20 protein-coding genes and 1 rRNA gene are annotated in these 26,335 nt (G+C 60.4%); 8 read left to right on the top strand and 13 right to left on the bottom strand.

The annotated features are described in order from the left end of the window. Window positions 1-5: 5 nt before the first annotated feature. The 11 genes from HX792_RS18690 to HX792_RS18740 form a co-directional block, all read right to left on the bottom strand. Window positions 6-2,456 (bottom strand): TonB-dependent siderophore receptor, encoded by a 2,451-nt coding sequence (locus HX792_RS18690; protein WP_176997448.1) that lies wholly within the window; start codon window positions 2,454-2,456, stop codon window positions 6-8. A gap of 106 nt (window positions 2,457-2,562) precedes the next feature. After that, on the bottom strand, window positions 2,563-3,513 hold the full coding sequence (locus HX792_RS18695) for a FecR domain-containing protein (protein WP_176997449.1): 951 nt from the start codon (window positions 3,511-3,513) through the stop codon (window positions 2,563-2,565). Beyond that, window positions 3,510-4,019, bottom strand: coding sequence for a sigma-70 family RNA polymerase sigma factor (locus HX792_RS18700; protein WP_176997450.1), 510 nt, complete (start codon window positions 4,017-4,019; stop codon window positions 3,510-3,512). Before HX792_RS18700 ends, HX792_RS18695 begins: the two co-directional genes overlap by 4 nt. A gap of 74 nt (window positions 4,020-4,093) precedes the next feature. Next, the gene (locus HX792_RS18705; RefSeq protein WP_176997451.1) at window positions 4,094-5,539 is read right to left on the bottom strand and encodes an efflux transporter outer membrane subunit; all 1,446 of its coding nucleotides are present in this window, start codon (window positions 5,537-5,539) and stop codon (window positions 4,094-4,096) included. Continuing rightward, entirely contained in the window at window positions 5,536-6,594 is a 1,059-nt protein-coding gene (locus HX792_RS18710; protein WP_176997452.1) for an HlyD family secretion protein, read from the bottom strand. The genes HX792_RS18705 and HX792_RS18710 overlap by 4 nt, the downstream gene beginning before the upstream one ends. Window positions 6,595-6,609: 15 nt before the next feature. Next, window positions 6,610-8,145 (bottom strand): MFS transporter, encoded by a 1,536-nt coding sequence (locus HX792_RS18715; protein WP_176997453.1) that lies wholly within the window; start codon window positions 8,143-8,145, stop codon window positions 6,610-6,612. Between the two features lie 220 nt (window positions 8,146-8,365). After that, window positions 8,366-9,286 carry a LysR family transcriptional regulator gene (locus HX792_RS18720; protein ID WP_176997454.1) on the bottom strand — a complete coding sequence of 307 codons (921 nt, stop codon included), beginning with the start codon at window positions 9,284-9,286 and terminating at the stop codon, window positions 8,366-8,368. A gap of 52 nt (window positions 9,287-9,338) precedes the next feature. Next, window positions 9,339-9,965, bottom strand: a complete 627-nt coding sequence (locus HX792_RS18725) for a TonB family protein (RefSeq protein ID WP_176997455.1) — start codon at window positions 9,963-9,965, stop codon at window positions 9,339-9,341. A 99-nt stretch (window positions 9,966-10,064) separates the two neighbouring features. After that, window positions 10,065-10,913 carry an ABC transporter permease gene (locus HX792_RS18730; RefSeq protein WP_176997456.1) on the bottom strand — a complete coding sequence of 283 codons (849 nt, stop codon included), beginning with the start codon at window positions 10,911-10,913 and terminating at the stop codon, window positions 10,065-10,067. A gap of 11 nt (window positions 10,914-10,924) precedes the next feature. Then, window positions 10,925-11,776, bottom strand: a complete 852-nt coding sequence (locus tag HX792_RS18735) for an ABC transporter ATP-binding protein (protein WP_176997457.1) — start codon at window positions 11,774-11,776, stop codon at window positions 10,925-10,927. A gap of 27 nt (window positions 11,777-11,803) precedes the next feature. Beyond that, window positions 11,804-12,697, bottom strand: a complete 894-nt coding sequence (locus HX792_RS18740; RefSeq protein ID WP_176997458.1) for a TauD/TfdA family dioxygenase — start codon at window positions 12,695-12,697, stop codon at window positions 11,804-11,806. Between the two features lie 368 nt (window positions 12,698-13,065). Here HX792_RS18740 and HX792_RS18745 point away from each other — a divergent pair, with 368 nt between their 5' ends. The 5 genes from HX792_RS18745 to HX792_RS18765 all read left to right on the top strand — a co-directional run bounded on the left by HX792_RS18745 (window position 13,066) and on the right by HX792_RS18765 (window position 19,664). Then, a complete protein-coding gene (locus HX792_RS18745; protein ID WP_176997459.1) occupies window positions 13,066-13,764 on the top strand; it encodes a GntR family transcriptional regulator in 699 nt (232 codons plus the stop codon). A 345-nt stretch (window positions 13,765-14,109) separates the two neighbouring features. Then, window positions 14,110-14,868, top strand: a complete 759-nt coding sequence (locus HX792_RS18750; RefSeq protein ID WP_176997460.1) for a DUF3050 domain-containing protein — start codon at window positions 14,110-14,112, stop codon at window positions 14,866-14,868. Further along, window positions 14,865-15,812, top strand: coding sequence for a diiron oxygenase (locus tag HX792_RS18755; RefSeq protein WP_176997461.1), 948 nt, complete (start codon window positions 14,865-14,867; stop codon window positions 15,810-15,812). Before HX792_RS18750 ends, HX792_RS18755 begins: the two co-directional genes overlap by 4 nt. Beyond that, window positions 15,809-19,186, top strand: a complete 3,378-nt coding sequence (locus HX792_RS18760) for an amino acid adenylation domain-containing protein (RefSeq protein WP_176997462.1) — start codon at window positions 15,809-15,811, stop codon at window positions 19,184-19,186. The genes HX792_RS18755 and HX792_RS18760 overlap by 4 nt, the downstream gene beginning before the upstream one ends. 19 nt (window positions 19,187-19,205) lie before the next feature. Further along, complete coding sequence (locus HX792_RS18765; protein ID WP_176997463.1) at window positions 19,206-19,664, top strand: SRPBCC family protein; 459 nt, start codon at window positions 19,206-19,208, stop codon at window positions 19,662-19,664. A 45-nt stretch (window positions 19,665-19,709) separates the two neighbouring features. On the opposite strand, the gene HX792_RS18770 is transcribed toward HX792_RS18765, so the two are convergent. Beyond that, on the bottom strand, window positions 19,710-21,590 hold the full coding sequence (locus HX792_RS18770; RefSeq protein WP_176997464.1) for a methyl-accepting chemotaxis protein: 1,881 nt from the start codon (window positions 21,588-21,590) through the stop codon (window positions 19,710-19,712). A 280-nt stretch (window positions 21,591-21,870) separates the two neighbouring features. On the opposite strand from HX792_RS18770, the gene HX792_RS18775 reads away from it, so the two are divergent. The 3 genes from HX792_RS18775 (at window position 21,871) to HX792_RS18785 (ending at window position 25,955) form a co-directional block, all read left to right on the top strand. After that, the gene (locus tag HX792_RS18775) at window positions 21,871-22,386 is read left to right on the top strand and encodes a sigma-70 family RNA polymerase sigma factor (RefSeq protein ID WP_176997465.1); all 516 of its coding nucleotides are present in this window, start codon (window positions 21,871-21,873) and stop codon (window positions 22,384-22,386) included. Beyond that, window positions 22,383-23,354: a FecR domain-containing protein gene (locus HX792_RS18780; protein WP_176997466.1), complete on the top strand. Its 972-nt coding sequence runs from the start codon at window positions 22,383-22,385 to the stop codon at window positions 23,352-23,354. The genes HX792_RS18775 and HX792_RS18780 overlap by 4 nt, the downstream gene beginning before the upstream one ends. A 105-nt stretch (window positions 23,355-23,459) precedes the next feature. Continuing rightward, entirely contained in the window at window positions 23,460-25,955 is a 2,496-nt protein-coding gene (locus HX792_RS18785) for a TonB-dependent siderophore receptor (RefSeq protein WP_176997467.1), read from the top strand. Window positions 25,956-26,113: 158 nt separating this feature from the next. On the opposite strand, the gene rrf is transcribed toward HX792_RS18785, so the two are convergent. Then, a 5S ribosomal RNA gene (gene rrf / locus HX792_RS18790) occupies window positions 26,114-26,229 on the bottom strand. Window positions 26,230-26,335: the final 106 nt, after the last annotated feature.

Raw genomic sequence — 26,335 nt, forward strand, 5'->3', positions numbered from 1 at the left:
TTCCCTCACCAGTCGTAGGTCAGGCTTGATACGGCGGTGCGCCCTTCCCCGTAGTAGCAATCCAGGTCGCTGGTGCATTGCGACACATAGGTCTTGTTGGTGAGGTTCTGCACGTTCAGCGCCAGTTTCACGCCCTTGAGTTTGAGCGGCGAGCGGCTCAGGTCGTAGCTCAGGCTGGCGTCGTAGACGCTGTAGGACGGCACCGTGAAAGCACCGGCATAGTAATCACCCAGGCTCTGGCGGGCGTAGCGCACACCCAGGCCTGCGCCGAGGCCGGCCAGCGGGGTGTCGCCGAGCACGGTGTAGTTGACCCACATCGAGGCGGTGAGCGGCGAGATGCCTGCCGGGTGGCGGCCCTGGCGACCCTCTTCGTCCTTGGTGTACTTGATGTCGTTGCGCGCCGCCGAGGCGATGATGTCCCAAGCATCGTTGAGGACGGCCTTGGCTTCCAGTTCCACGCCCCGTGAGCGCATGGCACCGCTCTGGGTACTGAAGGTGGCGTCGGGTTCGGTGGTGAGCACGTTTTCCTGGTCGAGCTGGTAAACCGACGCTTGCACAAAACTCTTCTGGCCCGGTGGTTGGTACTTCACGCCCACTTCATATTGCTTGCCGGTCGATGGGTCGAACGGCTTGTGGTCGGCATTGGTGCCGGTCAACGGCAGGAAGGATTCGGAATAGCTGACAAAGGGCGCGAAGCCGTTATCGAACAGGTACACCAAGCCTGCGCGCCCGGTGAAGGCTTCGTCCTTGCTGGCAAAACGGGTGTCCTGGATTGGCTCCTTGTTCACCACGCTGGCCCAGTCATAGCGGCCACCAAGGACCAGCGCCCACTTATCCCATTTGATCTGGTCCTGCACGTACAGGCCAGTCTGGCTCAGGGTACGGTCCCAGCGGTAAGGTTGGCCGTAGTTGATCCGCTGACCATAGACCGGCTTGAACAGGTCGATCACCGGTGGGTTGCGGTCGTACAGGCCATGGAACAAAGAGCCGGAATGGTAGTAATCCAGGCCAAAAATCATCGTGTGCGACAGTGCGCCGGTATCAAATTCGGCCTGGGCAATGCTGTCCACGCCGAACACCTTGTTGTTCTGTGACCAGTCCACGGCATAGCGTTGCAGGTAGCGCTGATCCTGCACGCCGGTGACCGGGTTGGCGACAAAGGCGTAGCCGTGCAACGGCGCGGTGTAGCGGTCGTCGACCTCGGCATAGCGTGCGTTTTGCTTGAGGGTCCAAGTCTCGTTCAGGCGGTGGGACACTTCGTAGCCGAGTACGTATTGCTCGCGGTTGTACTGGTTCACGCCCGGCTCGCCGATAAACAGGTCGCGCTTGATCTTGCCGTTGGGGTTGTTCCACAACGTGCCGGACGCGGGCAGGCCTTGGGCCTCGGGCACGCCTTTGTCTTTCTGGTACTGGGCGAACAGGGTCAGGTGGGTATCGTCGTTCGGCCGCCAGGTGAAGCTGGGGGCAATGAACTGGCGCTTGTTCTTTACATAGTTGATCTCGTCCTGCCCGTCATTGGCGAGGCCGGTGAGGCGGTAGAGAAATTGCCCCTGCTCGTCCAGCGGGCCGCCGAGGTCGATGGCGGCGCTTTTGTGTTCATAGGTGCCGGCTTCCAGCACCACCTGGTGCAACGGGGTTTCGGTGGGGCGCTTGCTGACCATGTTGACGATGCCACCTGGCTGGTTCTGCCCGTACAACACCGACGCGGGCCCTTTGAGCACTTCGATGCGCTCCAGGGAGTACGGCTCGATCTGCAACGCGCCACCGGTGCTGCCGCCGCCGTAAGGCAGGTGCAGGCCGTCGAGGTACAGCGGCGTGGGCGAGAAGCCACGCGAGGTCGGTTCATCGAATAATTTGACCCGGTCGGAGAAGCCGCCCGCCGTCATACCCGGCGTGTAGAGCAAGGCCTGGGTGACGCTCTGGGCACCACGCGCCTTGATCTCGGCGGCGCTGATCACGTTGATGGTCTGGGGAATTTCCACCAGTGCCGAATCCGTCTTGCTACCGGAGGCGCTGCGCGTGGCGACGATGCCATCCACCGGCCCCCATGCGCTTTCCTGCGCTTGCTGGCCGCTGATCTGGGTGGCGCCAAGCTGCACCGGGCCGTCACCAACCAGTGCCTGCACCGACCAACCGCCCGGCGACTGCACGGCCACCAAGCCAGTGCCCGCCAGCAACCGCTCCAGGCCGCTCCCAACGGCGTAACGCCCTTGCAGGCCAGCGCTGCGCTTGCCTTCGGTGAGTGTTGCATCCACCGACAACAAGATGCCCGAGGCGCTGGCGAACTGGTTCAACGCCTGGTCGAGGTTGCCCGCCGCAATGCTGTAGGTGCGTAGCGCTTCAGCGCTTTGTTCGGCGTAAACCTGGGTCGGCACCATCGGCACAGCAGCCAGCAGGCTGACTAACACGCCACGGCGCAGGGCGCGGGCCAAGGGTTGGATTGGGTGGTGCGGCATTGCAGGACTCCCCGTGAGATCGCTTCTTGATTGGCTTTCAAGAGGTATCCCGGACGAACACGGAAAACCGACAAGGCGCCGCAACATTATTTTTGTAGGGTTGGGTTCAGGCTCGCGCTTTGAGGGTGACCCAATAGCGCGTGACGCTGTGTATGTGGATGGGCAGCGAATGCGCCAGGGCGGCGAGGATGGCGTCGGTGTCCGTCAGCGGAAACACGCCGGTGAGCAGCAGGCCGGCCACGGCGGGATCGCAGCGCAACACGCCAGGACGATAGCGGCCCAGTTGCGTCACAAACTCGCCCAGTGGCTGGCGCTCGGCGATCAGACGGTGCTCGGTCCAACTGCTGGCATTGGCGTTGACCGCAGGCAGCGCCGAGCTTTGGCGTTGGTTGAACCACAGGCTGTCCCCCGCGTTCATCTGCACCGCGGTGCCCTGTGCCGGGGTGACGCGCACGCGGCCTTCATACAGATCGACACGGCTACCGTCAGGCAATTCACGCACGGAAAAACGCGTACCCAGCGCCTGCACATCGCCGGCCGGCGTCTCGACGATCAGCGGGCGCAACGGGTCGTGGCCGCTGGTCAGCAGGATTTCGCCACGGATCAGGCGGATGCGTCGCTCACTGGCGCTGAAACGCAAGTCCACGGCACTGTCGCTGTTGAGGTCCAGGCGCGTGCCGTCGCTGAGGGTGAACTGACGGATCTCGCCCGTGGCGGTGTGGTACTCGGCAAACGCCGCTTGCCAGGGTTCGCTGCGCTGCACCAGATAACCGCTGCCGCCCGCCACCAGCAACACGCCGAGCAACTTGAGGGCCGCCCGGCGATGGGGATCCGGGGTGTCACGCAGCACGGCACGGGCACTGTCGGCCGGCACGCCACTGAGGGTGTGTTGCAAGTGCTGAAGGCGCTGCCAAGCGCGGCGATGCTCCGGGTCGGCGGCCTGCCATTGGGCGAAAGCTTCGCGCTGTTCATCACGCAGTTCATCGCCCCATTGCAGCATCAGCCACTCGCTGGCCTGCTCGACAATGGCCGGGGCGATGGGCGCATCGTGTTTCATTCGGCGTAGGCCACCTGGTAGCAGGCGACAATGGCGCGGGTCATGTACTTCTGCACCGAGCTGACGGTGACGCCCAGGCGTTCGGCAATCTGCGCGTAGCTCAGGCCTTCGAACTGCGACAGCAGGAATGCGCGGCGCACGTTGTCGGGCATGCGGTCGAGCATGGCATCGATCTGCATCAGGGTTTCGAGGATCAGCGCACGGGTTTCCAGGGACGGTGATTCCGGTTCCGGTAAGTGCGCGATGCTTTCCAGGTAGGCGCGTTCGATGCGCAAGCGCCGCCATTGGTCGATCACCAGGTTGCGAGCGATCTGCGCCAGGTAGCTGCGGCTTTCCTTGTCGCCGGGAAAACGCCCGGACACCAGCAGGCGCAGGAACGTGTCCTGCGCCACATCGGCAGCGTGCTCGCGATCGCCCAGGCGTTGGCGCAACCAGCCTTGCAGCCAGCCGTGATGGTCGCGGTACAGGAGATGAAGCTGTTGCTGGCCGTCAGTCGCGGTGTCCATGAAAAGCTCAGATACATTATTGAGAGCAATTATCATTACACCTTATTTCGCGACTGACAAAAACTCTTTGCAGATCAGCGTGCAGCCGTTTGCAGTGGGTACACCGATTCCCAGCCGCCACCCAACGCCTTGTACAACCCGACCATCGCCAGCGAAACACCCGTGGAGCTTTCCACCCACTGCTCCTGGGTGGCCAGCAGCGCGCTTTGCACGGTGAGCACGTTGACGAAATCCACCACGCCTTCCACGTATTGGTGCTGCGCGGTGGCCAGGGCGATCTGGTTCTGGCGCACGGCTTCGGCAAGGCTGTCGCGGCGCAGTTGGCTGGCGTTGTAGCGAGTCAGTTGGTCGTCGATCTCATGCCAGGCGCGCAACACGGTTTGCTGGTAGGCCAGCGCCGCTTCCTGCTGCTGGGCTTCGCGCAGGTTCAACATGCCCTGCAGGCGCCCGCCATTGAACAGCGGCAGGCTGAACTGCGGGCCGAAGGCAAAGGCGCGCGAGCCCCATGAGCCAAAGTCCGACAGCTGCATCGCCTGGGAGCCAAGGCTGCCGGACAGCGTGATACGCGGGTAGAAGTCACCCTTGGCCACGCCGATGTTGGCGGTGGCGGCATGCAACCGCGCTTCGGCCTGGCGGATATCCGGGCGACGCTCGGCCAGCTCCGAAGGCAGGCCGATGGCGACCTGGCGCTGGGTTTGTGGCACGGCGGCGTCCTTGGACAACTGCGCATGCAGGGCTTGTGGCGGCTCGCCCATCAACAGGCTCAGGGCGTTGATCAACTGGTCCTGGCGTTGCTGCAAATCCGGCAGGCGCGCTTCGATGGCCGCCACTTGGGCAGCGGCTTCGGCAACGTCCAGATCGGTGGCCACGCCGTCGGCCAGGCGCAGTTGCGAGAGCTTGAGGCTGTGGCGGGCGACGTCGAGGTTCTGCTCGGTGACGGCGCGGGTATTTTGTACGCCGCGCAGTTGGATGTAGTCCTGAGCGGTCTCGGCGAGCACTGACAGCAGCACGGCGCGACGGTCATTCTCGGCCACTTGCAGGGTGGCGTCGGCGGCTTCGGTTTCGCGTTTGACCCGGCCCCAGAAATCCAGCTCCCACGCGGCGGAGAAGCCCATGTCCCACTGGTTGTAGGCCGACCGGCCATTTTCGCCGGACGGGTCGCTCAAGCCCTTGGCGCTGTTGCGCTGGCGCAGGTAGTCACCGGTGGCGTTGACGTTGGGGTAACGCTCGGCGGTGGTCACCTGGCGCACGGCACGGCTCTGTTGCAGGCGGCTACTGGCGAGTTTCAGGTCGAGGTTGTCGGTGAGCGCGCGACGCGTGAGGGCTGAGAGTTGCTCATCGTGGAACACGTCCCACCAGCGTTCTTGTAGGGGGTCGCTGGTCGACCGGCTGTCGGCCTGGCGGCCCTGGGGTTCACTCCATTGCGTCACTTGCGGGCTTTGCGGCGTGTGGAAATCCGGGCCGACCGTGCAGGCGCTCAGGCTGACGAGGCTCAGGGTGAGCCAGGCGATGTGCTTCATTGCTGGGCCACCTCACGGTTTTTTGCCACCGGCTGGGTATCGACGCTGGCTTCCACCGACATACCAACCCGCAGGCGCTCGGCGTGGGCCTGGCCAGGCTCCAGCACGATCTTCACCGGAATGCGCTGCACCACCTTGGTGAAATTGCCGGTGGCGTTATCTGGTTTGACCGACGCGAACGTCACCCCGGTGGCTGGCGCCAGGCTTTCGAGATGGCCGTTGAGCAGCTCGCCATCCAGGCTGTCGACACGCACCTGAACCGCCTGGCCCGCGTGCATGTGGGACAGTTGGGTTTCCTGGAAATTGGCCACCACGTAGGCATCGGCCAACGGCACCACGGCGAGGATCTTGCTGCCCGGTGTCACGTAGGCACCGACGCGCACGGCACGCTCGCCGACCATGCCGTCCACCGGCGCCACAATGCGCGTGTAGGACAGCTGAAAACTGGCCAGTTCCAAGGCCGCCTGGGCACGTTTGAGCCCGCCTTCGGCCGCATCACGCCGGGCGGTGAGGATCTCTACCTGCTTGCGTTCGGCCGCGAGTACGGCAGTGGCATTGGCCAGGCGTGCGGTGGCTTGGTCGATGCGCGTCTTGGCTTGCTGAGCATTTTGCACGGTGCCCGCGCCTACGCCCGCGAGGTGGTTGTAGCGGTTCAGTTCGTGCTCGGCAAAGGCCATTTCGGCGCGGTCTGCCGCGACGGTGGCCTGGGCCTGGGCGATGACCGAGCTTTGCCGCTCCAGGGTGGCCGTGGCGTTTTTCAGTTGGGCCTGGGCGACGAGGGTATCGGCGTCAGCCGCCTGGGCGGCGGCGCGAAAATCGCGGTCGTCAATCAGCGCCAGCAACTGGCCGGCCTTGACCCGCTGGTTGTCTTCCACCAGCACTTCTTTGATGAAGCCCGCCACACGCGGCGCAACCAGGGTGAAGTCGGCGGCGACGAAGGCGTCGTTGGTGGTTTGGCGCTTGCTGCCCAGCACGGCCGGCGCAACCAGGTATACCAGCACGCCCACGGCGAACACCGCGATAACGGAGACGGCAATTTTGTCTTTGCGTTTCATGAGCAATCCTTTTGGCTAGGTCGGTGCGCGCGGTGGAAAAATCCGCGTCGGCATCCAGAAAATCAGCAGAATCAACGCCACCGCGACGGCGGCCATGACGTAATAAAGATCCGACGACGTGAGCACCACAGCCTGTTCGTGCAGGCGGTGCGCAAGGCCCGGCGCATCGGCGTCGGCCAGTGGGGCGTTGCCCAGGCCGTCCACCAACATGTTCGAGTGGAAGTGCAGGCGCCGAGTGGTCAGCACATCCAGCACGGCGGTCGCGATCACGGCGGCCAGGCCTTTGATGGTGTTGAACCAGGCCGAGGCGAACGGCCCATCCATCGGTTGGATGCTGCCGGTGGACAGCATCAGCAGCGGCAGCACGGCCATGGGCTGACCGAAGATTTGCAGCAGGTACAGGCCATAGAAGTCGTCGCGGATCCACGCCGAGGTCAGGTGTGCACTGCCCACGCAGCACAGCACCAACATGCCCAGGCCAATGCCCAGCACCCAGCGGCAATCAACCCAGCGCAGGTTGCACAACGCCGCCACCAACGGCAGTGCGATGAGCTGCGGCACCGCCATCAGCAACATCACCGGCGCGGTTTGCAGCGGGCGATAACCCTGGACCTGCGCGAGGAAGCTCGACGGGATGAGGATCACCGAGGTCAGCACCATCAGCACACCGGCCAACACGATCAATGCAAACGACAGGTTGCGCAGGCCGAGCATCTGCAACTTGAAAAACGGGATCGGTTGCGACCATTCGTTGAGCATGAACAGCACCAGCAACAGCGTGCCGCCGCACAGCAAGCAGGTGATCAGGCCCGACTCGAACCAGTCCAGGCGATTGCCTTGCAGCAGGCCGATCACCAACATGCAGATCGCCGGGAACCCCAGCAGCAGGCCGCGCCAGTTGAATTGCTTGAAGCGTTCCAGGCGCAACGGGTCTTGGGGCAGGCCGTAGGCGACGGCGGCCATCGCCAGCAAGCAAGGCGCGACGATCTGCCAGAACGCCCACTGCCAGCCGACGTATTCGGTCCACAGCGCCGCCAGCGGCGTGCCGAGGCTCGGGCCGAAAGTGGCGGTCAGCGCGTAGCCGGCCAGGCCATACAGCTTGACGTTGGCGGGCAGGAAACGCAGCGCCACGGTCATCAGCATCGGCGGCAGCGCCCCACCCGCCAGGCCTTGCACGGTGCGCAGTACCAACAGGCTTTCGTAGTTCGGCGCAAACGGGCACAGGATGCCCAGCACGGTGAACAGGCCGATCGCGCACAGGGTGAAGCGGCGCAGGGAAAACGTCACCGAACACCAGGGCGCGAAAGCCATGGCCGCGACTGACGTGGCGGTGTAGGCCGCGACCAGCCAGGTGCCTTCGTCAAAACCGATGTACAGCGCACCACGGATATCCGCGAGGGCCACTTTGGTGACCGTCTCGTTGAGGCCGGAGATCAGCACCGCCAGCAACACGCCGACCAGGCCGATGATGATGCGCGGGCCGAACACGGGTGGGCTCATCGCGGTGGGTTTGGCTGCGGCCGCGAGGGTGGGGGCAGCGAGGGAAGTCATGAACGGAGAGCTCGACATTAAAAATACCCGAGCAGTTTAATCAGCCCCATACATGACAAAAAGTTACTTATCGGAAGCTTATAAGTGCGTGAAACGCAATCCATTGATCTGCACACACCCCTCGTAAGAGCCCGGCTTGCCGGCGATGGCGTATTCAAGATCGCCATCGCCGGCAAGCCGGGCTCCTACGAGGGGTGTGGGGTGTGAGATGAGGTTTGTGTCAGGCGGGTTGGGCTTCGAGCCAGGTGGCGTGGCAGCTCTCGCGCATGGTTTCGCGCAGCCATTTGTGGGCCGGGTCTTTGTCGAAGCGCGGGTGCCAGGATTGGGCCAGGACCAGGGTGGGCAAGGAGATCGGCAGCGGGAAGGCGCGCAGCGGCAGTTTCAGGCGATTGGCGCTCAGCAACGCTTCCTTGGGCACCGGCAGGAGCAGATCGGAGTCGGGCAGCATGAACATCGCACCGTGGAAGCCTGGAGCGATCATCGCGACACGACGCTCCAGGCCCTGGGCATTCAGCGCGGTGTCGATCGGCCCGCGGGCCTTGCCACGCCGCGAGATACTGATGTGCGAATAACTGGCGAAGCGTGCGGCGGTGATCTCTTCGTCAAACAACGGGTGATCTTCGCGGGCGAGGCCGACAAAGGTGGTGGAAAACAGGTTCTGCACTTTCACTTCGGGGCTGGCTGGCAGGGTATTGCTCACTCGCAAGTCCAGGCGCCCTTCACGCAGGGCATCATCGTCGGTATCGCCTTCGGGCACGAAGCACAGCTCGCACAGCGGGGCGACACGCTCCATGGTGTCAAACAGACGACCGCCATACACCCCGATAAAAAAGTCATTGGCCCGCACACTGAAGCGGCGGCGCAACGTGCTCAAGTCGACCTGCTCGGCGGAACGAAACAGCACCGCCGCCTGCTCCACCACATTGCGCACCTGGCCTTGCAACTGCAGCGCCTTGGGTGTCGGCACCAGGCCGCGCCCGGCCCGTACCAGGATCGGGTCGCCCACCGCTTCGCGAATGCGCGTGAGGGTTCGGCTCATGGCCGCAGGGCTCAGGTTCATCCGCCGCGCCGCGCCCACCACACTGCCTTCGTCGAGCAAGGCGTCGAGGGCGACCAGCAGGTTCATGTCCGGTAGTTGCATGCCAAGCACTCGTTTTCAGTGGGGGTTACAGCGTACGCAATCCTAGCAGGCTTTACAGGTAGCGCTTGAAAGCACGCGGCAGGTAATCGGCAAAAGCCGCTTGGGGGTGAGCCTGGCACTGACGCACGATTTCCGGCAGGGCGTTTTCCAGCTCATCAGACCGGGACAGGCCATCGTTGTAATCGCTTTTGCCGCTTAATGCCGGAAACATCACCGCGACGCGGGTAATGGCGAAGCTCTTCATGGCAATCAACGGGCGAGTGGGATGTTCACGCCGGAACTGGCTGACCTCTTCGTTCAACGCGCTGCAAGGTTGATAGGTGGTTTGCGTGAAGGTCAGTTGGACGGATTCTTTGCTGGGCGCAGTGGGCGTGAAGATCATGTCGTTCTGCGCCTCGACCACTGCGGGTTGGTCGGCACTCGCCGCCCAAGGTTTGAAGCGCCATTGCCTGGCCGCGTTCACCGCCGCCTCGCCGAAATCAGGCTGTGTGGCGGTGAGCGCCTTGACGTCGCTGACCGTGCCGTCGTTGTGAATCTTCAGGCTGATGCGTGCATGCCCCTGGGTGCCAGCCTGGGTTGAGGGGTAGAGCGGCTTGGGCATGGATACCGCTTGCGGCGTGAACTGGGCAAACACCGAAGTGGACAAAAACAAAGCCGCCGCCAAGACAAAACACCGCATCGCCGCAAATCCTTCTACCGGGTATGCCTGACGTCAAGACGACGTCAGGTTCGGCCGGCATTATCGGGCGCACGCCTGGCAAAGAGCAATCATTCCTATTTAACGCTGCATGCCCCAGCGCTTTACGGTGAGCCGCTCGAAGGTGTCAAACACCAGGTTTTCCACGAGCAGGCCGATCAGGATCACCACGGCCAAACCGGCAAACACCTTGTCGGTGTACAGCTCGTTGCGGTTCTGGAAGATGTACCAGCCCAGCCCGCCCTTACCGCTGGTGGCGCCGAACACCAACTCGGCAGCGATCAGCGTGCGCCAGGCAAATGCCCAGCCGATCTTGAGACCCGAAAGAATCGACGGCAGCGCGGCCGGGATCAGGATGAACAGCACGAAGCGCATGCCTTTGAGGCCATAGTTGCGGCCGGCCATGCGCAGGGTTTCGGACACGCCGAGGAACCCCGAATAGGTATTGAGCGCGAGCGCCCACAACACCGAATGCACCAGTACGAAGATCAGGCTGTTCTGCCCCAGGCCGAACCACAGCAGGGCCAACGGTAGCAGCGCAATGGCCGGCAACGGGTTGAACATCGAGGTCAGGGTACTGAGCAGGTCGCGGCCCAACTGGGTCGAGACCGCCAGCGTGGTGAGGGCAAACGCCAGCACGATGCCAATCAAGTAACCCTTGATCAGCACCGCCAGCGAGATGCTCACCTTGCTGAGCAATTCGCCGCTGAGCAGGCCGTCGAACAGCGCCTGGGACGTCTGCAAAAAGCTCGGCAGCAGCAGGTCGTTGTTCTGATACCGCGCGACGGCTTCCCACAGGATGGCCAGCACGATCAGGATCAAGCCCTTGCGCAGCCAGCCTTGTTGCCACAGGCGCTGGCGCAGGGGCAACTCGCGTTCAACGGGAACGCTGAGCAGCGGTTCGAGGGTGATTTCGTATTCCTGGCGCATGAGCGGCCCCTTCAATAAGCGATGCGGATATCAGCAAAACCCAGCTCTTGCTCGGCCTCGGGCGCTTCGTCGAACAGCAGGCGATGGATGCGCCGCGCCGAGGCCTGGAACTCAACGCCGCCGAGGCTGTGCAGGTCGTACTGATGGCTGTGGATTTCCGCACGCACCCGGCCCGGGTGGGGCGACAGCAACAGGATACGATTGCCCACCACCAACGCCTCTTCGATGGAGTGGGTGACGAACAGCAGGGTGAAACGCACCTCTTCCCAGAGCAGCAGCAACTCTTCTTGCATCTTGCGTCGGGTCAGGGCGTCGAGGGCGGCGAAGGGCTCGTCCATCAACAGGATTTTCGGTTGCATGGCCAACGCGCGGGCGATGGCGACGCGGGCTTTCATGCCACCAGAAAGAGTATGGGGGTACGCGTCGGCGAAGGCGCTGAGGCCGACCTTGTCGAGGTAGTGCAGGGCGCGCTCTTCGGCCTCGCGGCGCTTGAGGGTCTTGGACGCCAGCAACGGAAACATCACGTTCTGCTTGACGGTCTTCCAAGGCGGCAACTGGTCGAATTCCTGGAACACCACGATGCGGTCAGGGCCCGGCTGTTCGACTTTTTGCCCCTGCAAGCGGATCTCGCCTTCGCACGGTTTGATAAAGCCGGCGATGGATTTGAGCAGTGTGGATTTGCCGCAACCCGAGGGGCCGAGGAGCACATAGCGGTCGGCCGGGTCGATCTCGAAACTGACTTGGTGAGTGGCTCGCACCACGCGCTCGGGGGTGCGGTATTCAAGGCTGACTTTGTCCACCGCCAACAAAGGCTGGGGGGTATTCAACGTGCTGGCCGCGTGGCCTTGCAGGGGCGCGTTCATTTCAACTCTCTAGCCGGGAAGTGGGGATCAGAAAGGCGCGTCGCCCTGGATGGTGGTGCGAAACAGCTTGCGTCGCAGGTGGCTCGGGCAGCCGGCCGCCAGATGGATCAGCGAGCGGTTGTCCCAGAACACCATGTCGTGGGGCTGCCACTGATGGCGGTAGATGTTTTCTGGCAACACGCTGTGGGCGTAGAGCTGGGCGAGGAGGTCGCGGCTTTCGTCCTCCGGCAGGCCGACAATACGGGTGGTGAAACCTTCACTCACAAAGAGCGCCTTACGCCCGTTTTCCGGGTGGGTGCGCACGATCGGGTGCACCACTTCGGCGACTTGGGCAAGCTGTTCCGGAGTGAGGGTCGGGCGCCAGTTGCCTTCGAATTTGGTCTCGCTGTAGCGCGCGGTGTAGGAGTGCGCGGCGCTTCGGCCTTCGACCGCTGTGCGCAGGTGCTCGGGCAATTGGTCCCAGGCCTTGTGCATGTCGGCAAACAAGGTGTCGCCGCCCTCGGAAGGCAGTTCCTGGGCGTGCAGCATCGAGCCCAAGCTTGGTAGTTCCTTATAGGAGAGGTCCGAATGCCAGAATTTTCCTGCATCACCCAAGCCGATGGATTGGCCGTTTTCGATGATGTTGGAGACGATCAGGATCTCCGGATGGTTGGCCAGCAGGAACTGTTTGAGCACGTGGATCTGCAGCACACCGAAGCGGCGGCTGAAAGCGATCTGTTGTTCGGGGGTGATGCGTTGGTCACGGAAAACGACGACGTGATGGTCCAGGTGCGCACGGTGGATGCGGGCGAAATCCTGGTCGTTGACCGGTCGGGACAAATCCAGGCCGATGACCTCGGCGCCGACACTGCCGGCCAGTGGGAGAATCTCGAAGGTTTGGGTGGATGGGTTCGCTGTTGGAACAGTAGAGGCGGCGGACATGAGTTCACTCCCGATCAGACAGGAGGCTGACTTTATAGATATAAGAACAGCAATTTAAATACCGTTAGTGAATATCTATAGACGGGAATGTGCTGGCAAAAGCACTGGGCGCTCGGCCATGAGGGAATAAACGGCTGCGGCGAAACGTTTAACACTTATAAGGCAAAAAATGGCTGTAAACACTTAGCAGGACGCCGGTTGAGCCTGGCAACGTAAGACACGATAAAGGCTTGATGTGGGCGTGCGGAGCGGCGTGTTGAACCGCTTACAAGCCGAAACCGTGCCTGTTTGACAAGCTTAGGGGCAGTCTCTAGTGTGCTTTGGATCCAATTAGCCACACCCTTTTGAAAAAGGAGGATAGCGTAACCGTGACGCAGAAGCCGAACCCTTTGAACAGCATCAAGATCAGCGGGCCTATTCCCGCGCACCTTGCTCGCGCCGTGATTGAAGAAACCCTGCGCAATGCCATCCTCGATGGCCGTTTGCCCTGTGGCACGGCCATGCGCCAACAGGAACTGGCCAGCCTGTTCGGCGTCAGCCGCATGCCCGTGCGGGAAGCCTTGCGCCAGCTTGAAGCACAGTCATTGCTGCACGTGGTGACACACAAGGGTGCCGTAGTTGCGCCATTGATCGAAGACAACTCGGCGGAAACCTACGCCCTGCGCATGTTGCTGGAGTCCGAGGCGCTGCGCCTGTCGATCCCGCTGCTGACAGCCGACGATATCGCCGAAGCAGACGCCTGCATCATCGCTTTGGAGCAAGAAAAGGACTACACAGAAATCGGGCGTCTGAATCGATTGTTTCACATGGCCCTGTACGGTAAGGCACCGAACCAGCGACTGCTCAAATTGGTGGAACACGGCTTGAACGAGGAGGAACGTTTTCTGCGTTTCAACCTGGAAGCGATGGGCCTGGGTGAGACGTCCCAGGAAGACCACCGCGAGCTGCTGAACCTGGTGGCACAGAAGAAAACCGAAGAAAGCATCCTGACGCTGCGCAACCACTTGATGCGCGGGATGGAGGTGATCACGACTTATCTCAAAGGCCTGGAAGCCGCCGGCAAGTAAGCCATAGTGGGGTTCTTTCACGCAGAAAGACCCCCGAAAGAAATAACTTCTCAAACAGCGATTCCAACTTAAACAACTTACGATAATGGATCCCGCTCGGTTCCAAGAAACTTCCCACCCGTAGTTACAGCGCAACTTACAAATCAAATCATTTAGAAAAACTTCTAATAAATTCGTATGCACAGAGCCGTAACTAACCGGCTTATCATCTTTTCTTACCAGGCCAGACACTTCTACTACCTCGCACAACAAAGTGCGCAAGGCCTGGCCTGCCCTACCTAATATTCGGCCCTTAAAGCCAACCGCTGTTCTCACAGCGAGCGCAGCAACTTATAGGCATCAACCATGTATCAATCTTTACTTGAACAAAAAAAAATCCATCTGTGCAACCACCCGCTCTTTATTGAAATAACCTCCCGCCCAAAGTTGCAACGGTTCATGGAAAACCATGTATTCGCCGTTTGGGATTTCATGACGCTCGCCAAACGCCTGCAACGAGACCTCACGTGCGTACGATTGCCCTGGCTTCCCCCAACCGACCCGCAGTCTGCTCGCCTGATCAATGAAATCGTATTGGGCGAAGAATCCGACACCCACCCAACCCGTGGCCATTGCAGCCACTTCGAGCTTTACCTGGAGGCAATGGCCGAGGTGGGTGCCGACACGTCGAATATCCATCGCTTTATCGCACTACAACGTCAAGGCACGGACGCCAGCGCTGCCCTGACCATGATCGGCGTGCTTCCCGAGCTTGCGGGTTTCGTCGGCAGCACACTGCACCTCGCCTTGAACGCGCCGCCCCATTGTGTGGCAGCGGTCTTCTTTCATGGGCGTGAGTGTGTCATTCCCGGGATGTTTGAACGCCTCTTGCAACAGCAAGCGCTCCTCCCTGGCCAAGCGCCCGCTCTGCGCAACTACCTTGAGCGGCATATCGAGCTGGACGCCCATGACCACGGGCCCGCCGCAGCACAGATGCTGGAACGCCTGGTGGCGGCCAATCCGAACGACCGTCGGCAAGCCGATGAAATGGCGCTCGCCGCCGTAGAAAGCCGCATCATGCTCTGGGACGCAGTGCGCACCTCGCTGCATGAGGTGCAACCATGAACATCGACGACTACCGCTCCATCGCCGATGACTGGGAGCGCCGCGCAACCATTCGCACCCGCCCTCGCCGGTTGTTGGAAGACGATGACAAACTGATCTACCCGCTGTGTCGACAGCCTTTGGTGCTCTGCGCGACATTTCTGGAGCACTGCCCACAGTGGCGCGATTTTGTGCTGGTGCAGAGTTTCTACAAGTTCCTCAACGACGTGGTGATTTTCGAGACCGAGATCGTCGACAAGACCGCCCGCAGCATTGCCAAGAACCGTTTCCCGCAGCCCTTCCCCCTCGCCTGTCGATACGACGCGATGACCGTCGTTGTCGACGAGGACTATCACGCATTGGTCGCACTGGACTTCCTCCAACAGACCGTGGCGTTGACCGGTATTGCGCCCATCGACATGCCCGAGCAGATCGAGCTGAGCCGCGCCTTGCCGGCAGCCCAGGCGCAGGTGCCTGCACACCTGCGCGACGCCGTGGAGTTGGTCTGTGTGGCGATTGCCGAGAACACCGTGACCCACGACGTGGCGGCGTTTTCCAAGGACACCAGCCTCAAGGCGTCCGTGCGCGGGCTGATGGCCGACCACCTGTTTGATGAAGGCCGTCATGCGCGGTTCTGGACGCACCTTGTGCGCCGGTATTGGCAGGCGGCCAGTCCGGATCATCGCGAGGGTATCGCTCAGGTCCTGCCGGCCTTTCTGTCGCATTACCTGACCAACGACCTGCAGAAGCAGTTCAACCTGCAGTTGATCGACCACATCGATGTCAGCGCTCACGTGCGCACTGCACTGCGGGCTGAGGTGGCGGCGATGGATTTCCCCATCACGCGCCAGCACCCGTTGCTTGGCAATATCATGGGCTTTCTGCACCACAGCGGACTGCTGCAAACACCCTCTGTGGCGCAGGCGCTCTGTGACTACCTGCCGGTGGAGGGGAGGCCAGCATGAGGCGCCTGACCATCACCTACGTTGGCATCAGCAAGGCGCTGGAAGCGGTGCGGCGGGAGCTGGAGCAATACGGGCATGTGACCGGTAGCGAGGCGGTCGACCTCTTGATCGAGGACGGTACCCAGCCCTTGTCCACACACGACGGCGAAGTGATGGGGATAAGCCTGCGCCTGGGCATCAGCCCCGTGACTGAGTGCGGGTTGCCTGCCGTGCAGCTGCGTTGCTATGACCGTACCCAACGCCTGCTCTCGACGTTAGGACCGGTTGAGGAACCCAGCGGCAACGGCCAGCGTCTGCGCCAACAAACGACGCTTGCATTGACCGAATGGGTGGCATTGCAAGTCAGCGGTTTTTCACGCGACCCCGCGTATTTTCGCGCAGAAGCGCAGGCCAATGATTGGCCTGAAGAAGGTTTGCAGGCATTGGAAGCGCTGGCCTTCGTGCATCGTTTCAATCGCACGGCCGACCCAGCGCTGCTGCACCAGGCCGGAACCCCGGTGATCGAACAGCTGCAAGCCAGTCTCCAAGTATTTGCCTCGCGAACGGCCCTGAAGGTTGCAGGTAGCACGGTGACCTATCGCCAACTGCAGGCGCGCGCCCTGGCGATCCAACTGCAACTGCGCCCGATGTTGGAGACCGCGGGAACGTTACCGGTGATTGGGGTCTGCCTGAGAAAGTCCGTTGATCTGTACGCCAGCATCCTGGCCGTAATGGGCTGCGGCGCCGTTTACCTGCCACTGGCACCCGACCAACCTGCTCGCCGCCAACGGGTGATGTTGGAAAACGCAGGGGCCTGCCTGTTGCTGCACGGAGGTACGCATCCACTACGCAGTGAGGTGGCGTCTCTGGATGTCAGCGCAGTCAGCCAACTCGATGCAATGGCAATGCCGTCGCTGATGCTCGTGCGCCCTTCGGCGGCGATGCCGTGCATGGTGCTCTATACGTCAGGGACGACCGGCCAACCCAAGGGCGTGCTGTTGAGCCAGGGTAACCTGGCGCACTTCTGCGCGTGGTTTGGTCGCTGCATGGCGGTCAACGAAAAGAGCCAGGTCCTGCAGTTTTCGCCATTGAGTTTTGATTCCTCGCTGATCGATATTTTCCCCAGCCTGATCGCCGGCGCCACACTGATCGTCCCAAGCGAACACCAACACCGTGACCCACAACAATTACTCGATCTGATTCGCCAACAGCACGTCACTCACGCCTTCCTGCCACCGGCGTTGCTCAGCATCCTGCCATTGGATCAACCACTGGGCCTGGCACACCTGTATACGGGGGGTGAGGCCTGCGAGCCCTATGTGATCGATCGATTGGCGGCACAGTGCCAATTGCACAATCTCTACGGCCCCACCGAAACCGCAGTGCTCGTCACCCACCGAACACTGCGCCCCGGTGACGGTAATCGAAGCCTGGGCCGCCCCATCGCCAACAGCCAGGTGCTGATACTGGATGACGACCTGCAGCCAGTGGATGAAAACGTCATGGGCGAACTGTATATCGCCGGCCCAGGTGTAAGCCTGGGCTATGTGGGCCTGCCTCAACAGTCAGACAGCCCGTTCGTCGAGCTGCAAGTGTTCGGCACACAACCCCTTCGCGCCTACCGCAGCGGCGATCTGGCGAAATGGACAGCAGAGGGCATCGAGCTGGGTGGACGTCGCGATGACCAGGTAAAAATCCGCGGCTTTAGAGTGGAACCCCAAGAGATTGAGCAGTGCTTGCGAAACAGCCGCCTGTATCGCCAAGTGGCCGTGGTGATTGATGGCGATCACAGGATCCTGGGGTTTGCCGCCCAGCCCGAAACGGGAGTCACGGTCGCTTGCCTGGCCGAGTACGCGCAGCAATGGTTGCCCGACCATATGCGCCCCCAGGAGTGGACCGAGCTGCCCTGCCTGCCCTGTTCCGACAGCGGCAAAATCGATCGCAAGGCGTTGCTCGCATCGCCCGTTGCTCGCCGCGTAAATGCCACTTCCACCCCCGCACAGACGCCGCTTCAGGTGCGCCTGGCTGACCTGTGGGGCGAGTTGCTGGGGCTGCCTGCCAAGGCGCTGTCTGTCGATGAGAGTTTCTTCAACTTGGGGGGCCACTCCCTGTTGCTGTCGACTCTGCTGCTGCGGGCCCGCGAGCATTTTGGCCGCAGCTTTTCCCTGAGCCACTTCATTGAAGTCCCGACGATTCGTACGCTTGCGGCGCTCATGGAGAACGGCTCGGCACCCGACGTACTGACAGGCCAAGCGGCATGTGATGCTCAACGGGAATGGGCTGTTGACGCACTGCCCGGCGAGCGTGCCGGTAACCCGCGCCACGTCATCGTCACGGGCGCCAACAGCTTTGTCGGCGTGCATGTTGTCCAGGCACTGTTGGCAGGTGGCGCTGAAAAAGTTGCATGTCTTGTACGTGAGTCGCCCGATCGAACGGCTGCCGCACGGTTTGCCGACGCGTTGCGCGAATACCAGCTGGACCACTTGGACATCAGCCGGGTTCAGGTGTACGCCGCCGATGTCAGCTTGCCTCGGTTGGGCCTGACCTACGCGCAATACAACGGCCTTGCACAGGATTACGGGGTGTTGGTGCACAACGCCGCGCACGTCAACCATGTGATGGACTACGCCTCCCTGGCCCGGGATAACGTCGCGCCGATAGCCGAGTGTTTGCGGCTATGCGAAACCCACTGCAAGAAAGTCTTCAATTTTGTCTCGACACTGTCCGCCTCCAGCAGCCTCGACGTGCAGGGATACGTACTCGAAGCACACGCCGAGCCCACTCTGCCAGTGTTCATCAAAAATGGTTACAACCTGTCCAAATGGGTGGCCGAGCGGCAGTTGCGCCGGGCGGTCGAGCAAGGCGCATGGGTGAACATCCATCGCCCCGGCAACATCAGCTTCAACGCCTCTAACGGCGTCTGCCAACCCCATAAAAACCGCCTGATGCTGATGCTCAAGGGCTCGCTGCAACTGGGCCTGGTGCCTGAGTTGGACATGAACTTTGACTTGGTGCCCGTTGATTTCTTCGCCCGTTTCATTGCCTTCCACAGTGGCGAATTTCACGCGGCAGCCAACGTATTCAACCTGCATAACCCACAACCGTTGAGCTGGGCACACTACCTGGACGCATTCGGCCGCATGGGTTGCATGTTCGAGCGCGTCAGCCTTGCAGATTGGCAACATGCGTTGCGAAAGGTGAGCCAGGACAACGCGTTATTCGGCGTGCTTGGGTTCTACCTGGATAACCTGGAAGAGGACATCAGCGACACGTCGATGATTCGCCATGACAATGCACGACGAGGTGTTCATCGGATGGGCGAACAGTACCCGGAAAAAGACCCGTCGCTGCTGAGCAGAGGGTGCAACTACCTCAGAGCCATAGGCTTTTTGTAAATAGATTCAGGACAACCTCATGAAACCGCTGCAACCCGATACATTAATTCGCAACCCACGAGGGCGACCGATAGTGGCCTCTGTCGTTGTCGCCAGCAATGCCAACCACGTTTGGGGCATGGTGGGCCAATTCGCGCGCTTTGACAGGTTCATCCCAGCGCTGACCCGCATCGAAATGACAGGCGCCGGCGTGGGTGCACTGCGAACGAAGTTTTTCAAGGACGGCCATTGCGTCGTGGAGCAACTCAATAGCCGGGATGAGCATGCCATGCACATGACCTGGACCACCCTTTACAACACCCTTGGGATCGCCAGGCTCTGGGCCGCGATCAGCGTTCAAGCCGCGGGCGCTGAATGCTCGAAGGTCGTGTGGACGATTATTGCCGAGCCCGTCGAGACCGCACAGGCGGGCTTTGAGCAATTTGTGCAGGAGTTTGCCGACAGCGCCCTGGAGAATGTGCGCCGGTTATTCAGCTGAACAGTAGGAGCGAGGCCGCTCGCTCCTACCCGTTCAATCAATGCGTCAGATCTTGAAGCTGTCGACCAGTTGCTTCAGGCGGCTCGCCTGTTGCGACAGTGCATCGCAATCTTTCAGGGTCTCGTTGAGGTTGGCCACGCCCTGCTGGTTCAGCAGGTTGATCTGGTTGATGTCGACGTTGAGGGTCTCCACCACCGCAGTCTGCTCCTCGGTCGCGGCGGCCACCGATTGGTTCATGCCGTCGATCTCGACGATTCGCTGCGTCACGCTGACCAGGCGGGCACCGGCCTGGTTGGCCACTTCTACGCTTTCTTCGCTGGAAGACTGGCTGGCGTTCATGGTGGTCACCGCTTCACGTGAGCCCACTTGCAGCGAGGTGATCATTTTGTGGATCTCCTCGGCAGACTCCTGGGTACGGTGAGCCAGGTTGCGCACTTCGTCAGCCACCACGGCAAAACCACGCCCGGCCTCACCGGCGCGGGCCGCTTCGATCGCCGCGTTCAGGGCCAGCAAGTTGGTTTGCTGGGAAATGCCTTTGATCACATCCAGGATGTGGCCGATGTTATCGGTGCTGGCATTGAGTGTTTCGATCTGAGTGCAGGACAGACTGATCTTCTGCGACAGTTCCGACATCGCCAGGATGGTTTGCTCGACGACTTTGCGCCCATCGTCAGCCTGTTCGCTGGCACCGCTGGCATGCTGGGAAGCATCGGCGGCGTTGCGGGCGATCTCCTGGGTGGCTGCACCCAGCTCGTTGATGGCCGCAGCCACGCTGTTGGTACGCGCACTCTGCTCGTCGGAGCCAATGATCGAGGCATTGGACGAAGCCATGACGCGCTGGGACAGGTCGTGCACTTGACGGGTTGCCGAGGACACTTCAGAGATGGAGGCGTGAATACGCTCGACGAATTGGTTGAACGCACTGCCCACTTCGCCGAACTCGTCCTTGCTGGTGACATCCAGGCGGCGGGTGAGGTCGCCTTCGCCCTGGGCAATGTCTTGCATGGCCACGCCCATAGTGGTCAACGGCCGCAGCAACACTTGAATCAGCAGGCTCAAGAGCACGGCAATCACCACCACAGCGATCAACATGGCAATCAATGCAGAAGTACGGAATTTGCCTAGTGGCGCGTAGGCTTTGTCTTTGTCGATCGACAGACCGATGTACCAATCTGCACCCGGCAAACCGCTGATGGGGGTGAACGACAGGATGCGATCCTGGCCGTTGAGGACGACGTCCTGGTTGACCTTCTCGATTCGCAGGCTGGTGCCCGGGTAGATGTCCTTGAGATTTTTCATCACCTGATCCTGGTCAGGGCTGACGATGACTTGGCCGTCCGCGCTGACCAGGAACGCATGGCCGATACCACCGAAGTCGACCGAGTTGATGATCTTCACCAAGGTCTGCAGGCTGAGGTCGCCACCCACCACACCCAACAATTCACCGTTCTTTTTCACCGGCATGGCGATGGTGACGATCTGCCCGCCCACTGCGGCCATGTAAGGCGGAGTGAGCATGGTTTTATCAGCCGCTACGGCTTGTTTGTACCAGGGGCGCTGACGAGGGTCGTAACCATCGGGCATCTTGGCGTCAGGGCGCTGTGTGAACACGCCATTGGTTTGACCGACGTAGGTGAACTGGAAGTTCGAGGTAAATGCAGGCTGATCGACCAACCCGGGGAGGTCAGCACCACTGCCTTGGTGGGCAACGTTCTGCGCCAGGCTTTCGAGCACAAGGATCCGGCCGCTGAGCCAGTTCTGCACGCTGCTGGCGGTGAGTTCACCGGATTGCTGGATGGACGATTCCAGGTTTTGCTTGATGGTGCTGCGTTGCAGGTAGTCGTTGTAGAGCGTGAATAACGCGAAGGCTAGAACCACGACGCCTGACGCGGCCAACAGAATTTTATGACTGAACTTGAGATTCATTTCATCGACTTCTTTTGCCAAAGGGGGGTGAGCGTGCCGAGTGGAACATTCCATGTAACGGTATAGGCGGACTCTCGGGCCGCTCTATTTCGGTGCACGCATGGCTCATCAGGCTTTCGGCCAAGCGTCGGCAAATCTTAGAAATTTGTGAGAGGCATCCTCTTTTGGCGTAGGAAACCGACAAGCGGTAGCGCTGCACGCTTCAGAGATTGCAAAATCTTTCAGCCTTCCAGACAATGCGACTAATTATCATTTGTGACGTTTGGCCGGGCCTGCGTGAATGCCGTCTTCTGAATACATCCCGTGTGAAAGTGTTGTGCAGACGCTGTACAGCACCCACCACAATTGGCTCAACACCTGGTTGCGCAGCCGCCTGGGAAATGCCGCCGATGCCGCAGACCTGGCGCAGGACACCTTTGTGCGCCTGCTGCAGAAAACCGAACGCTTCGAACTGAAGGCACCTCGCGCATTTCTACGCACCATCGCCCGGGGCTTGGTGATTGATCACTGGCGCCGTGAAGAAATAGAACGTGCTTATCTTGAGTCCATCGCACATCTACCGGAGGCATTGGCACCGAGCGCTGAAGCCCGTGCGCTGGTGCTGGAGTTGCTGGAGGAAATCGCCCTGCTTCTGGAAGGTCTGAAGCCTAAAGTGCGTAAGGCGTTTCTATTGGCTCAGTGCGATGGGTTGGCGTATGCACAAATTGCGCAGCAAATGGGCGTATCGCTGCGATCCGTGGAGCGCTATGTCGCGCAAGGGCTCTATCACTGTTACGTCCTGCGGTATGGCGCATGAATGCTTCCCGGCACGACCCTGACTCCCAGGTCGTCAAACAAGCCATCAACTGGGCGCTGCGCCTGCGTAACAATCGCGCCAATGTGCGCCTGCGTGCGCAATGTGAACACTGGCGTGAGGCCCATACTGATCACGAGTTGGCCTGGCAACGGGTGCAGGCGCTGCAGCAGGAATTGAACAGTCGACTGACGGCGATCCCCGGCGCACATGTGGCGTTGGAAAACAGCGCGCAGGGGCTCGATCGCCGGCAGGCGCTGAAGGTGTTGTCCGGCATTGTATTGGTGGGTTCGGCAGGCTGGATCAGCAGAGACCTGGTGGGTTGGCAACGCTGGACGGCCGACTTCGCCACCGCCACGGGTGAACGGCGCAGTATTCAATTGCCGGATGGCACGCGTCTGCAACTCAATACCGACAGTGCGGTGGACCTGAGCTTTGACCCTCAGCAACGCCTGATCACACTCTTGCGCGGGGAAATCCTGGTCAACTGCGGCGCAGCAGCGCCAACGCCTTTGTTGGTGAAAACCCGCCACGGCCTGTTCGAAGGTATCGACGGGCGCTTTACCCTGCGCCAGGAGCGCGACTGCACACGGCTGAGTGTGGTCAGTGGAAACGTCGCCATTCACTCTCCGCACACGGTCGATGGGTTATCCACCCAGGCCCACTCAGGGCAGGACTACCTTGTGAACCAGACGCAAGTCGTCGTTGCTCCACCTCTGGACTTGGATGCAGGGGCATGGGCTGACGGGCTGATCATCACACGAGGCATGCGGCTTGAGGATTTCCTGGCAGAAGTGAGTCGTTACCGACCGGGGCATCTGGGTTGTTCGGCCGATATTGCCGATTTAAGGCTGTCGGGCGTATTCCGCCTGGAAGACACCGACCAGCTGCTGGCGATATTGCCGAAGACGCTGCCGGTTCAGGTGCGCTATCGCACACGTTGGTGGGTGAGCCTGGAACGGGCGGTCTGAATTGTTATGGGCTGCATCCAGTTTTTTTGGCGGTTTTTTTCCGTGAGTCCGGCTTAGACAGTAAGCCTCTCAAACTGCCCTCACCGGCCTCTACGGACCTTGAACATGACTGTACGTTTTCAAAACGACTCCTTTGTCTTTCCCCACCCTTTGCTAGCCAAAGCCATCCGCGCCGCTTTGTTTTCGACGGCGTTGGGTATGGGTACGCTGCCGACTGTCGGCTTCGCCGCGCAACCAGGTACCGAGCAGATCAACCGGCACTACGACATTCCTGCCGGTCCTTTGAGTGAGGTACTTAATCAGTTTGCCCGTGAGGCGGGTATTACCCTATCCAGCACGCCGTTACAGACTCAGGGCAAACAATCGAGCGGCCTACAGGGTGACTATTCGGCCGAGCAAGGTTTGAATCACGTGCTTATTGGCTCGGGGTTGCAGGCAGATTCACAGGACGGTGTCAGCTTTGTTCTGCAGGCGCAGCCGGAAAGTAGCACGCTGACGTTGCCTACCACGGACATCAGAGGCTTCGCCCTGGGTAATGCCTTGGGCAGCATGGACGGTTACAACGCGACCCATAGCCAAATCGCAACCAAGACCAGCACCGCGCTGCTTGAAACCTCTCAAACCGTTTCAGTGGTGACGCGTGAACAGATGGACGACCAAGGCTCCCAAACCGTCGCGCAAGCCATGCGTTATACGCCTGGCGTGCTGACCAACCCTTATGGCGCAACCCATCGTTATGACTACGTGGCCATGCGCGGTTTCAATGACGGATCGGTCGACAACATTTACCTGGATGGCTTGAAGTCCATGGGAGACAGCGGCACCTACAGTACGATGCAGGTGGATCCGTATTTTCTCGAACGGGTCGACATTCTTAAAGGACCGTCGTCCGTGCTGTACGGGCGCAGCTCACCGGGTGGCCTGGTGGCGCTGACCAGCAAGAAACCACTGTTCGAGTCTTATCATCAGGTTCAGGCGACAGTCGGTAGCCGCGGGCAACGAGGCATGGGTTTTGATTTCAGCGGGCCGGTAGATGACGACAAGCGTGTTGCCTACCGACTTACCGGGTTAGCGGACAAGTCCGACACTCAATTCGACCATGCCAAGGAAAAACGCTTTGCGTTGGCGCCTACGCTGAGTATCGATTTCACTGAGGACACTTCGCTGACGCTCCAGGCATACCTGCAACATGACCCTGATGGCGGTTATCACGGTGGGATGCCGGCGGATGGCGCATTGCATCAACGCAATGGGCAGCGGATTTCCAGCCACTTTTTTGAAGGTGAGCCAGGGGTCGATGGCTATAAACGTGACCAGCAATCGTTTGGTTATCAGTTTGAACATCGCTTCAACGATGTATTTACCGCCCGACAGAATTTCCGCTACCTGGATTCCAAGGTGCAGCTGGATCAGGTGTACGCCTACGGCTGGACCACGCCGACCAGTAATGAGCTGAACCGCTATTACTCGGGAGGTGATGAAAAGCTGCATGCGTTCATCATCGACAACATGCTGCAGGCAGAATTTTTTACCGGTGCGACTAAGCATACCCTGCTGATGGGGGCGGATTATCAACGCCGCAAGACCGTGGTGGACTGGACCAGTGGGTCGCTGCAGCCGATCAATGCGTTTAATCCGGTCTACGGCAATTCCGCTATCAGCTACTACAGCCCAACCAGCTACCTACGGCGGCTGGAACAGACTGGCGTCTACCTGCAAGATCTGATCGAAATGGACAAATGGCGCTTCTCTCTCGGGCTGCGCCAGGATTGGGTGCAGACGTCGGATGAAAACCGCATCGCAGAAGCAAACCGCCCTGTGGGTACTGAGATCAGTGACAAACGGACCAAACTCACGGGGCGTGCAGGGGCGCTGTATCTGTTTGATAACGGCTTGGCGCCCTATGTCAGCTATTCAGAGTCCTTCAACCCGAACTCCTATTCCGATAGCGCCGGTAACCCCTTGGCTCCGACAGATGGGACGCAGTGGGAGGCCGGTTTGAAGTACCAACCGCCAGGCACGGATAACCTGTTTACGGCGTCCTGGTTTCGCATCGACCAGGAGAACCTGGCAACCAAACTGCCGCAGGAGAACTTCTATCGGGCTGTAGGCGCTGTTCGCTCCCAGGGGCTTGAGTTGGAGGCTCATATGCAACTGACCGATAACCTGAAGCTTTTGGGCAGCTATACCTTTACGGATATCAAGTACTCCAAGTCGATGGTGAGTACGTTGAGCACGGCTGACAATCTGATTGAGAACAAGGGCAACTCGCCGACCCAAGCACCTCGTCACATGGCCTCGGTTTGGGCCGACTATAAGTTCAATAGCGGCGCCTTGGATGGCTTGCGCCTTGGGGGTGGGGTGCGGTACGTCGGATACAGTTGGGCGGATGCAGAAAACACCATGAAGGTGCCTGCCTATACGTTGTTTGATGCTTCGGTGGGTTATGACTTGAGTAAGGTAGGGTTGAAAGGTGTGGATGTGCGGCTCAATGCCAATAACCTGACTAACGAGACCTATGTTGCTTCGTGTGCGAGCCTGAACTTCTGTTACCTGGGCGAGGAACGTAATGTGAGTGCGACGGTAAGCTATCAGTTCTGAACCATGAGTGACTAAAAAGCCAGCGTCTGATTTCAGATGCTGGCTTTTTTGTGTTTGCCGATTGGGGGCTGCCCTCGTCGTTTAAGGGCTTGGACAATTCGCGTCCTTAAACGACAAAACCCCTGTCTGCGTTAGCAGACAGGGGTTTCGGAATTCAATCTTGACGATGACCTACTCTCACATGGGGAAACCCCACACTACCATCGGCGATGCATCGTTTCACTGCTGAGTTCGGGATGGGATCAGGTGGTTCCAATGCTCTATGGTCGTCAAGAAATTCTGTATACCAGCCCGTTGTGTTAACAACGTCCCGGTGAAATTCATGGACTTCTACATAAACAAAACCCCTGTCTGCGTCAGCAAACAGGGGTTCTGGAATT

This window comes from Pseudomonas sp. B6002 (assembly GCF_013385985.1).
GTDB lineage: Bacteria > Pseudomonadota > Gammaproteobacteria > Pseudomonadales > Pseudomonadaceae > Aquipseudomonas.